At 70.5% G+C, this 9,689-nt stretch carries 12 protein-coding genes and 1 pseudogene; 11 read left to right on the top strand and 2 right to left on the bottom strand.

The features are described from left to right. Positions 1-554: 554 nt before the first annotated feature. The 7 genes from ACFPZI_RS30275 (at position 555) to ACFPZI_RS30245 (ending at position 6,538) form a co-directional block, all read left to right on the top strand. Positions 555-1,103 (top strand): RNA polymerase sigma factor, encoded by a 549-nt coding sequence (locus ACFPZI_RS30275; protein ID WP_206188808.1) that lies wholly within the window; start codon positions 555-557, stop codon positions 1,101-1,103. Next, positions 1,100-1,927 (top strand): hypothetical protein, encoded by an 828-nt coding sequence (locus ACFPZI_RS30270; protein WP_055593275.1) that lies wholly within the window; start codon positions 1,100-1,102, stop codon positions 1,925-1,927. Before ACFPZI_RS30275 ends, ACFPZI_RS30270 begins: the two co-directional genes overlap by 4 nt. A gap of 248 nt (positions 1,928-2,175) precedes the next feature. Further along, on the top strand, positions 2,176-2,982 hold the full coding sequence (locus tag ACFPZI_RS30265) for an ABC transporter ATP-binding protein (protein ID WP_055593274.1): 807 nt from the start codon (positions 2,176-2,178) through the stop codon (positions 2,980-2,982). Then, positions 2,979-4,370 (top strand): hypothetical protein, encoded by a 1,392-nt coding sequence (locus ACFPZI_RS30260; protein ID WP_381369714.1) that lies wholly within the window; start codon positions 2,979-2,981, stop codon positions 4,368-4,370. The genes ACFPZI_RS30265 and ACFPZI_RS30260 overlap by 4 nt, the downstream gene beginning before the upstream one ends. Beyond that, a complete protein-coding gene (locus tag ACFPZI_RS30255) occupies positions 4,367-4,939 on the top strand; it encodes a hypothetical protein (RefSeq protein WP_381369712.1) in 573 nt (190 codons plus the stop codon). Before ACFPZI_RS30260 ends, ACFPZI_RS30255 begins: the two co-directional genes overlap by 4 nt. A gap of 349 nt (positions 4,940-5,288) precedes the next feature. Then, entirely contained in the window at positions 5,289-6,008 is a 720-nt protein-coding gene (locus ACFPZI_RS30250) for an IS6 family transposase (protein ID WP_381369709.1), read from the top strand. Between the two features lie 89 nt (positions 6,009-6,097). Further along, positions 6,098-6,538 carry an OsmC family protein gene (locus ACFPZI_RS30245; RefSeq protein WP_381369706.1) on the top strand — a complete coding sequence of 147 codons (441 nt, stop codon included), beginning with the start codon at positions 6,098-6,100 and terminating at the stop codon, positions 6,536-6,538. Between the two features lie 35 nt (positions 6,539-6,573). Here the strand turns inward: ACFPZI_RS30245 and ACFPZI_RS30240 are convergent, their stop codons facing one another. Further along, entirely contained in the window at positions 6,574-6,756 is a 183-nt protein-coding gene (locus tag ACFPZI_RS30240; protein ID WP_381369704.1) for a hypothetical protein, read from the bottom strand. A 115-nt stretch (positions 6,757-6,871) separates the two neighbouring features. Between ACFPZI_RS30240 and rpmG the strand changes: the two genes are divergently transcribed. The 3 genes from rpmG (at position 6,872) to ACFPZI_RS30225 (ending at position 8,414) form a co-directional block, all read left to right on the top strand. Then, a complete protein-coding gene (gene rpmG, locus ACFPZI_RS30235; protein ID WP_109383499.1) occupies positions 6,872-7,036 on the top strand; it encodes a 50S ribosomal protein L33 in 165 nt (54 codons plus the stop codon). 46 nt (positions 7,037-7,082) lie between these two features. Then, complete coding sequence (ykgO, locus tag ACFPZI_RS30230; RefSeq protein WP_019525784.1) at positions 7,083-7,205, top strand: type B 50S ribosomal protein L36; 123 nt, start codon at positions 7,083-7,085, stop codon at positions 7,203-7,205. A 144-nt stretch (positions 7,206-7,349) separates the two neighbouring features. Next, a complete protein-coding gene (locus ACFPZI_RS30225; RefSeq protein WP_381369722.1) occupies positions 7,350-8,414 on the top strand; it encodes an NAD(+)/NADH kinase in 1,065 nt (354 codons plus the stop codon). 9 nt (positions 8,415-8,423) lie between these two features. Here ACFPZI_RS30225 and ACFPZI_RS30220 read toward each other — a convergent pair whose 3' ends face one another. Continuing rightward, entirely contained in the window at positions 8,424-8,951 is a 528-nt protein-coding gene (locus ACFPZI_RS30220; RefSeq protein WP_381369719.1) for a hypothetical protein, read from the bottom strand. On the opposite strand from ACFPZI_RS30220, the pseudogene ACFPZI_RS30215 reads away from it, so the two are divergent. Beyond that, a pseudogene (locus ACFPZI_RS30215) lies at positions 8,937-9,689 on the top strand (site-specific integrase); the annotation flags it as partial. The gene ACFPZI_RS30220 and the pseudogene ACFPZI_RS30215 overlap by 15 nt on opposite strands.

Below are 9,689 nucleotides of genomic sequence, written 5' to 3'. Positions count from 1 at the left end.
CACCAGCCGCTCAACGATCCCTGCCATGGTCGACAGCCTACCGAGCCAATTGAGATGGCTTCTTAGAAGTCACGAGGCATCATCAAGGGTTCACTTGCGTTCGCCCGTCCAGCCTTCCCCTCGCCTGTTGCACCCCGATGGCCGAGACGCTCTTGGGCTTGACCGCTCCGCTTCACACCCCGCCGTTACCAGCAACGCATGGGAGCGCGGGGACGGGCCCCGGACACTGGCCCGAAGTTCAGCCGATCGATACCTCCTTCACGTGGCTGGACTTACTTACGTGGAGCGACTTCGTGTCGCACAGTGAGTGCTTCAGTTGGCGGGCTGGACCTTCGGCATCGATTGCGACTGCGAGTCAGTCGGCGTACTTGGTCAGGGCTGCACCGAGAAGGGTGCAGCACCACGAGGCGCCAGGGTTCATCACGAGCCGGATCGCAACCGGCGACCGGGGTTCACGGGGATCGGAATCCTCCACGCGTGGCACTGTGACGCAAACCACGTCAGACGTAGAACCTGTGCGCACCATCGGGCGTCTGGCTGGTGTGAGATCACGTGTGAGAGCACTGGACGAGCTGGACGAGGAGCGCCTCGTCCGGCTGGTGGCCAGAGGTGACCGCGGGGCGTTCGACGAGTTGTACCGGCGCACGTCGCCGTGGCTGGCTGTGCGGTTGCGCCGCCGCTGCGCGGACGAGCAGATCGTCGCCGAGGTCATGCAGGAGACCTATCTGGCGGTGTGGCGCGCGGCCGGCGCGTTCGCCGGGAGCGCGGTCGGCGGGACGGCCGTCGGATGGTTGTGGACGATCGCGGCGCGCCGCCTCGTCGACGCGTTCCGGCGCCGTGCCCACCATGCCGAGCCGCCGGTCGCCGCCGCCGAGCGGGCGGTGGTGCCCGCGGCGGAGGACGAGGCACTGGCCGGGACCGTCGACGGGGACGTCGGTGACGCTCTTCGGCGACTGGCGCCGGAACTTCGAGAGGTCCTGCAGGCCATGGTGCTGGACGGGTTCTCCGTGCGGGAGACCGCCGTCCTGCTCAGACTGCCCGAAGGCACGGTCAAGACCCGCGCCCGCCGGGCCCGGATCGCGATGCGGGAGGCGCTGGCATGAGCGGGGAACACGCGTCGATGCGGCTGCTCGACGACTACGCACGTGGTGATACGGAGATGGCCGTGGACGCGGTGTGGGCGTTGGAGGCCCATCTGGAGACGTGCGCGATGTGCCGGAGTCGTCTGGCGGCCTCCGTGGCCACCGAGGTGCCCGGCATCGCCACGCTCCTCGACACCGTCCGGGCCGGTCTGGAACCGCAGCTGGACGCGGCCGTCAGGACACCCTCGCGGCGACACCGCCCGAGGTGGCTGTCGGCCTGGCTGACGCCGGCCATGGCCCCGTGGCTGGCCATGACCGTCGTGGTTACCCTGATGGCGCTGCTGCTGGACTCGCTCGCGCCGCCTACGTTCTTCGGCGACATCTCTCCCGTGCTGGCGATCGCACCCGTGCTGCCGCTGTGTGGTGTCGCCGCATCGTGGTCGCGCGGCCTGGACCCGGCGTACGAACTGACGGCCTCGACCGCCCGAGCCGGCCTGCCCCTGCTCCTCAGGCGCACCACGGCGGTTCTCGTGGTGGTCCTGCCCGGGCTCCTGGTGGAGGGCTGGCTGACCGGAACCATGACGGCCGCGCAGTGGCTGCTGCCCTCCCTGGCCTTCACCTCCACCGCCCTGGCGCTGGGCAGCCTGGTCGGCGTGACCCGCGCCGCCACCGGGCTGGCGGTCGCGTGGGGCGTCGTCGTCGTGGCGCCCACGTGGGTCACCGGCCACGCCCCCCTTGCCCTGCGAATTGTTTTCCAGCCCGACCAACTGCCCGTGTGGGGGCTGCTCCTCGCGCTCGGCATCGGCGCCGTGATCGCCCGCAGAAACGCGTACTCAACGCTGTGAGAGTGCGGTAAGTGATGGTCTAGCTAATTTCGCACCACTTCGTCCCAGTGGGTAGCAGGCCCCTGACCTCGGCTGTCGAGCCAAACCGGGGAGCCGGAGCCGTGCGCTCGGCCAGGGCGGCGATGTTGATCATTCGACCGCCGGAATCACCCCGTTATGGCATGTCATCACATCGGTGTGAAACGGCAGGAAACATCACTTACCGCACTCTGAAACCATCGTCGACCTTCGAAAGGGACCACCGCACTATGCCCACCACAAACGCGGCCGACACCGCGCCGAAAACCTACGCCTGGGAGATCCGGGCCAGCGGCCTGAGAGTACGCGTCGGACGCAAGAAGATGGCCGTCGACGGACTCGACCTCTGCCTGGGCATCGGCACCCACGGCCTCCTGGGACCCAACGGAGCGGGAAAGACCACCCTGATCCGGACGCTGGCCACCGTGCTGCGCCCCACCGAGGGCGAACTGGAGATGCTCGGCACCTGCGTGGGCGCGATGGCTGACTACCGGGCCCTGCGCCGCCGGATCGGCTACCTGCCGCAGGATTTCAGCTACTACAAGCGCTTCACCGTGCGTGAGTTCGTCGAGTACATGGCCTGGTTGAAGGAGGTTCCGAAGGCAGCCGTCCCCGCGGCCGTCCAGCGGGCCGTGGAACGGGTGGGCCTGGCGGACCGCGCCGACCATCGGATGAAGACCCTGTCCGGCGGCATGGTGCGGCGGGCCGGCATCGCTCAGGCCATCGTCAACGATCCCGCGGTGCTGCTGTTGGACGAGCCGACAGTCGGCCTGGACCCGGCGCAGCGGTTGCGCTTCCGCGAGCTGTTGCAGGGACTGGGCCGCGACACGTGTGTGGTCGTCTCCACCCATCTGGTCGAGGACGTCGCGGCCGCCTGCTCCGACGTGGTGCTCTTCGCCGACGGCCGCCTCGTCTTCCAGGGCACGCCGGACGACCTGGCCGCGGCGGGCGGCCCCGAACACCCGGGCGGCAGCCCCCTGGAGCGCGGCTACTCGGCGCTGCTCCAGGGCTCCGAGCAGCCGGGAGGCACCTGGTGAACGCACGTGTCCTGCGCATCGAGCTGAAGCGCTCCATCGCCCCGTGGCCCGGCGCCGTCGTCCTGGCAGGCAGCCTGGCGGTCCTCCTACTGATCGACGGGATCTGGTGGCAGGGGGACGCGGGATGGACGGCCCAGTGGGCCTCCATGGCCCTGTGGACCCGGTACCTGCTGAGCTTCTGGTGGCCGCTCGTGGTGGGCCTGGGGGCGGTGTACGGGCTGCGCGACTCCCGCTCGCGGATGGTCGAACTGCTGACGACCACGCCGCTGCCGGCCTGGCGCCGTACGGCGCTGCCGGCCGGCGCAACGGCACTCGTGCTGGCGTCCGGCTTCGGCCTCCTGGTCCTCGTGGGCGGAGTCCAGGTGGCCCTCGGCGCCACCGCCTACACGAGTCTCGGCTGGCTGCCGATCTCGCTGGTGGCGGCGCTGTCCCTCGTCGCGGGGGCCGTGTTCGGCATGGGCCTCGCGCGGGCCGTGCCTTCTGCGCTCACCCCGCCGGCCCTGACAGTGCTCCTCTTGCTGACGACCCTCTCCCTGCGGCAGAGCAATGATGAGGCACTGCCGTCGAGCGTCGCGCCGAACCGGCTCGCTCTGCTGTTCCCGGCGACTGCGGAGCCGCGGGAGATGCTGCTGACCCTGTCCGGTTCCGTGCACCTCGGCCAGACGCTCTGGCTGCTCGGCCTGCTCGCCACCGGTTTCGCACTGCTGTCGGCCGCGACCCTCCGAGCCCGACTGCTCGCGGTGGCCCCCGTCCTGACCGGCGCGGCCCTGGCCCTGCTGATCCTCCCGGCCACTCCGCGCGACACCTACGTCATCGACAAGGCCGCCGCCACCCTGGTCTGCGACGGGCCGGTGTGCGTGACGCAGGCAAACCGCTCACACCTGCCCGAACTCGCGTCACGCGGCAAGGACGCGCTGCGCGTGCTGCACGACGCCTTGGGCGACAAGGCACCGAACTCGGTGCGGGAGGACACCCAGCTGCGCGCGCTCGGCGACGAACGCCAACTCTCCGGCGACGCGGTGCTGGTCGACTTCGACGACCCGCTGATCGCCCATGCGACGGGGGCGGAACTGACCCGCCTCCTGGTCGCCGAGGGCCTGGTACCGAACTGCGCACCGCGCACCCCTTGGGAGGGCGGGGGGCAGGTCGACATCCCCGTACAGAGCATCGCCGCGAGCTGGGCCCTGGGCGATCACCAGTTCAAACCGCTGCAGAGGCCGGACTCCTACGCGTACTCGCAGCGTACACAGGCGGACGCCGACATCGTCTGGCAGCGGCTGATGGCGCTGTCACCGGCCGAGCAACGCTCGCGGATGGCCGAGGTGCACGCCGCCGCCCTCTCCTGCACGGGGTACACCGAGGTGTTGGCGGGGAAGGCGTCGCAATGAGGTGGCTGATCCTGTACGCCCGTTCACGACAGGTGCCCACCTCGGCCGCAGCGGTCGCGCTCGTCGCGCTGGCGGCGTGGACCTTCAACCAGGACGGCGCGGGCCCGATGAGCCTGGGGACCGCGGTCCTGATCCTGACCGCGAACGTGGCGGCCGCTTCCGTCGGGCTCGGTGGGCAGGACGCCGCGCTGGATCGGACGGCCGCGATCCGGTGGATGCCCCGGCGGGCGGCGCACGTGCTGCTGGCCGGCGCGGTCGCCGGGGCGGCGCTGCTGGCGGTCCAGGCGGCGGGAGCCAAGCTCGCCCCGGCCGCGCTCGTCGTCCGCGACAGCGCGGGCTTGGTCGGCCTGGCCGCGCTCGGGGCGGTGCTCTGCGGGGCACAGTTCGCATGGACCCTGCCGATCGGCTGGCTCGCGTTCACCCTCCTCGTCCCGGTTCCGCCCGGCATCGCGGGAGAGGTGAGCAACTGGATGATCATTTCCCCCGCTACGACGGCGTCCGCCGCGACCGCGTGGGTCCTGCTGGCGACCGGCACCGTGCTGTACGCCGCAGCAGGACCGAGACGGTAACGGACACGCTCCGCGCTGGGCGCTTCAGTTGGCGAAGCCCGCCAACTGAAGCACTCAGTGTGCGACACGAAGTCGCTCCACGTAAGTAAGTCCAGCCACGTGAAGGAGGTATCGATCGGCTGAACTTCGGGCCAGTGTCCGGGGCCCGTCCCCGCGCTCCCATGCGTTGCTGGTAGCGGCGGGGTGTGAAGCGGAGCGGTCAAGCCCAAGAGCGTCTCGGCCATCGGGGTGCAACAGGCGAGGGGAAGGCTGGACGGGCGAACGCAAGTGAACCCTTGATGATGGCACTGTCACGTTGGCTGATCGGGTGGGATGATCTTCGGGTTGATCATGGTGGAGGGGGTTGTCCGTGGGCAGTACGTCGCCGTCGTACAAGGGGCACCGGTACCCGGTGGAGATCATCTCCCACTGCGTGTGGCTGTACTTCCGCTTCCCGCTGTCGTTTCGCGAGGTCGAGGAGCTGATGCTCGAGCGCGGCGTCATCGTCTCCCACGAGACCGTCCGCCGGTGGTGCCTGAAGTTCGGGCAGTCCTACGCCAACGCGCTGCACCGACGGCGACCCCGCCCCGGCGACAAGTGGCACCTCGACGAGGTCTTCCTCACGATCAACGGCGAGCAGAAGTACCTCTGGCGCGCGGTCGACCAGGACGGCAACGTGCTGGACATCCTCGTCCAGAACCGGCGCAACAAGGCCGCGGCCAGGCGCTTCTCCCGTCGGCTCCTCAAAGGAATCGGGGCCGTGCCGAGGGTGATCGTCACGGACAAGCTCCGTTCCTACCGCGCGGCCCACCGCGAGGTGATGCCCTCGGTCGAGCACCGCTCCCACAAGGGCCTGAACAACCGGGCCGAGAACAGCCATCAGCCGACGAGGCAGCGCGAACGCGCCATGAAAGGCTTCCGCTCCGTCGGAGGAGCCCAGCGGTTCCTGTCCGCGTTCAGCGGCATCTCACCCCACTTCCGACCACGCCGCCACCTGATGACCGCCACCGAATACCGCACCGAGATGACCACCCGCTTCGCGAGCTGGGACCAGGCCACCGGCGCCGCCGGCCGGTCTGCCGAAGCCTGAGCACCAGTCCGGAACCCCGGCCCCCACCATGCCCCGACGCACCGTCAGAGACCCACGCACCCAACAACGTGACAGCGCCCTGTCGACGCATGAGTGAAGCACCCAGGTGTTCCGTCGTCGTCGAGCGAACCGGCACCGGCCACTTCGTCGCCACCAACGCCCGTGGCGGCACGATCCACTTCGGTACCGCCTCCGGCGATGGCGGGGACGCCGAGTTCACTCCGGTCGAACTGCTGCTCGCCGCGATCGGTGGCTGCACGGCCGCGGACGTCGACGTGGCCACCGTCCGGCACGCCGAGCCGGCCGAGTTCTCGGTCTCGGTGACCGGCGACAAGATCAGCGACGAGCTGGGCAACCGCATGACCGGCCTCGAGGTCACCTTCGCGGTCACCTTCCCGGACGGCGAGGGTGCGGACCGGGCCCGCGCGGTTCTTCCTCGCGCGGTGCGGACGTCTCATGACCGGCTCTGCACGGTCAGCCGCACGATCGAGATCGGTACACCCGTCAGGACGACCATCAGGGACGCCTGAGCGGGCTTCGTCGACACCGTGCGCCGGATCCCGCCCTACGAGGGCCCGTCCGAGGGGCCCGGGACCGCGGCCGGGGTGCGAAGGTTGCGCCGGCGCAGCAGCAGGGCGGGCGCCGCCACTGCCACGGCGACGGCCGCCGCGGCCAGAGCCCAGGGAACGCCGGACATCGCGTCCGCGCCCACGGCATGGTCCACCGACCAGGAACCCGGGCCGGTCATCGCCAGGAGCAGTGCCAGGGCCCCGTATCGGAATATCCCGCCTGCCGACGCCGTTGCACCCCCATGCGGGCATGCCCGAGTCAAAAGGATCGGGCGGTGGCGGAAGGAGCACCTCATGGCACGCAGCACAGCGCGGCCCGTCGTCAGGCTGAAGTCGGCAGCCGGTACGGGAGTCACCTACGTGACCCGTAAGAACCGTCTGAACGACCCCGACCAGCTCGTCCTGCGCAAGTACGATCCGGTCGCCGGAGAGCACGTCCTCTTCCGCGAAGAACGATGACACCCGCCTCCCTCGCCCTCGTGCAGCCCCGCGGAAGGAGACCGTGATGAAGGTACGCAAGTCCTTGCGCTCGCTGAAGTCCAGGCCCGGCGCCCAGGTGGTGCGCCGACGGGGCGTGACCTTCGTGATCAACAAGAAGGATCCGCGGTTCAAGGCCCGCCAGGGCTGACCAGCCACCGCACCACCCGGACGGCCCGGCACCGCGCTCGCGGTACCGGGCCGTCGCGGCGTGGTACCGCGCCCGGTCGACGCGCGCCTGGCCAGGATGGAGCCCCACGCCCAGTCGGGGCGAGCGGACGTCCAGGAGGCGGAGATGGCGGTGGACCGGGTCGGCATGGTCGTACACGGCGGACGTCCCGAGGCCGCGGAGGCGGCCCGCACGGTCCGTGCATGGTGCGCCGAACATGCCGTCGCCTGCAAGGAAATCGACGTGTGGAACGACGGCGAACGGCGCAGCGCCCGGCAGGAAGTGGCGGCGGCCGGCGACCCCGGCCTCGTCGTCACCCTCGGCGGGGACGGCACCTTTCTGCGCGGGGCCCGGCTCGCGGCCGCCATCGACGCGCTGGTCCTCGGTGTCGACCTCGGCCGCGTGGGTTTCCTGACCGAGGTGCCCATGACCATGGTGCGTACGGCGCTGGACGCCGTGCACGACGACCGGCTCGACGTGGAGCAGCGCATGCTGCTGACCATGCGTGCCTCGTGCCGCCTGGAGGTGCCCTCGGACATCGAGGCGCTCATGAGCTACGGCCGAGGCCCGCTCCTGCCCCCGACCAGCGTGCGCTCCGACTGCGAGACGGGCGGCGAGTGGGGCATCCCGCTGGACGTGACCGCCCTCAACGACGTCGTACTGGAGAAGCTCGCCAGGGACCGGCAGATCTCGGTCGGGGTCTACATCGCGGGCCGGCTGCTGGCCTCGTACTCCGCCGACGCGCTGCTGGTGGCCACGCCGACGGGATCGACCGCCTACAGCTTTGCCGCCGGCGGCCCCGTGGTCTCGCCGGGCACCGAGGCACTGGTCTTCACACCGGTGGCACCGCACATGACGTTCAACCGGTCGGTCGTTGCCGCCCCGGACGAGCCCGTCGGGCTGCGGGTGCTCGAGCGCTCGGGCCGCGCCGCCGTCAGCATCGACGGCCAGCTCCGCGGCGTGATCGGCCCCGGTGACTGGATCGGCATCTACGCCGCACCGCGCAGGCTGCGTGCCGTACGGCTCGGCCCGATGGACTTCTACGGCCGCCTCCGTGACCGTATGAACCTCACCGACGCGCCTGCCGCGGTCGCCGACGGCACGCCCGCACCGCTCTGGCCGGTCCGCAGTGCGCCGCCGGGAGACCTGGCGCACCTCGCCATGCCGGACGACCCGACGGCATCCGGGTGACTGGGCCCGTCACTCCCTACCCCACCTGGGAACCTCCCGCGCCCCCGGGGACGCGGCACTCGGCGCGGACTGTCGGCGGAGCAGGCCCATCAGCGTCAGGGAGCCCGGCCCGAAGAAGACCAGGAGAAGGAAACCCCAGCAGAACAATGCCGGGGCCAGGCCGCCGTTCTGCAGAGGAAAGGCACCGTCCTTCTGATGCTCGGTGAAGTCGAGTTCGGTGAGATAGCGCAGGCGGACGCAGTTGGCCTGGAGCGGGGCGCGCTGGTCCAGGTCGGCCAGGGCGCGGTCCAGGCGGTCGTGGCCGCGCAGGAGCATCAGGTCGTCGGCGGTCGGCATGTCGGCGTAGCTGAGTTCTGCGTGGCTGACTTCGCGGCCGGCGGTGCGGGCGCGGCGTCGGTAGAAGTCGGTGATCGCGTTGTCGAGTATGCGGTGGGCGAGTGCGATCGGGTTGGCGTGGGCGAGGATCCGCGGCCACTTGCGGTACATCACGACGGCGGCGTCCATGAGGGCTTCGTCGGCGTCATGAGGGTCGCGCAGGCGGGAGCCGGCGATGCGCAGGAAGTTGCCCTTGTAGCGGGCGAAGAAGACCTCGAAGTCGCTGGGCAGGTCGACGGGCTCGATCAGTCCGAAGGGGACTGGTTCGGCCGTCCGCTGTGGGAGATGGAGCCGGCAGACGCCGACGTCTACTTCGGCAAGGTGCTCCGCGACGCCAAACCGTCGACCCGGACCGGCAGGGCGGGCGCGCTGGCGGTGTTCTTCCAGTTCCTTGAGCTGCGGCACAAGGCCGAGCTGCACAACCTCACCGGCCGTGTGGTCGAGTGCCCGCTGGATGAGATGAACCGGCCGCGGGCCTCGGTGGAACCGCAACTGCGGATCCCGCCCAGCGAAGCAGAGATCGAAGAGCTGTTCGCCGGATGGCGCGAGGAACTGGTGACCTGCCGCAAGTTCGGCCCGGCCGCGCGCAACTACGCGGTCGCCCGGCTGGCGGCCGACGTGGGACTGCGGATCAACGAGGCGCGGATACTCGACCTGGACGACGTCCGGTGGGAGCTGGGCCGGTTCGGCAAGCTCAACGTCCGGCACGGAAAGGGATCCCGGAGGCGCGGGCCGAAGCCGCGGCTGGTGCCGCTGATCAACGGCGCCGACCGCAACCTGCGCTGGTTCATCGAGGACGTGTGGGGCCACTTCGACGCCGACCACACCCGGCCGGGCGCCCCGCTGTTCCCCTCCGAGCGCAAGAACCGGGACGGCTCCTGCTCGCGGGCGACCGCCGAC

The organism is Streptomyces chlorus, from assembly GCF_042655885.1.
Lineage (GTDB): Bacteria > Actinomycetota > Actinomycetes > Streptomycetales > Streptomycetaceae > Streptomyces > Streptomyces chlorus.
Note: the sequence above shows the minus strand (reverse complement) of the source record. Positions and strands in the feature narration are given on the sequence as shown.

Coding starts and splice junctions, on each gene's coding strand:
- ACFPZI_RS30265 (WP_055593274.1), top strand. CDS start 2,176: ATGCCCACCACAAACGCGGCCGACACCGCGCCGAAAACCTACGCCTGG.
- ACFPZI_RS30225 (WP_381369722.1), top strand. CDS start 7,350: ATGGCGGTGGACCGGGTCGGCATGGTCGTACACGGCGGACGTCCCGAG.
- ACFPZI_RS30255 (WP_381369712.1), top strand. CDS start 4,367: ATGAGGTGGCTGATCCTGTACGCCCGTTCACGACAGGTGCCCACCTCG.
- ACFPZI_RS30270 (WP_055593275.1), top strand. CDS start 1,100: ATGAGCGGGGAACACGCGTCGATGCGGCTGCTCGACGACTACGCACGT.
- ACFPZI_RS30240 (WP_381369704.1), bottom strand. CDS start 6,756: ATGACCGGCCCGGGTTCCTGGTCGGTGGACCATGCCGTGGGCGCGGAC.
- ACFPZI_RS30245 (WP_381369706.1), top strand. CDS start 6,098: ATGAGTGAAGCACCCAGGTGTTCCGTCGTCGTCGAGCGAACCGGCACC.
- ykgO (WP_019525784.1), top strand. CDS start 7,083: ATGAAGGTACGCAAGTCCTTGCGCTCGCTGAAGTCCAGGCCCGGCGCC.
- rpmG (WP_109383499.1), top strand. CDS start 6,872: ATGGCACGCAGCACAGCGCGGCCCGTCGTCAGGCTGAAGTCGGCAGCC.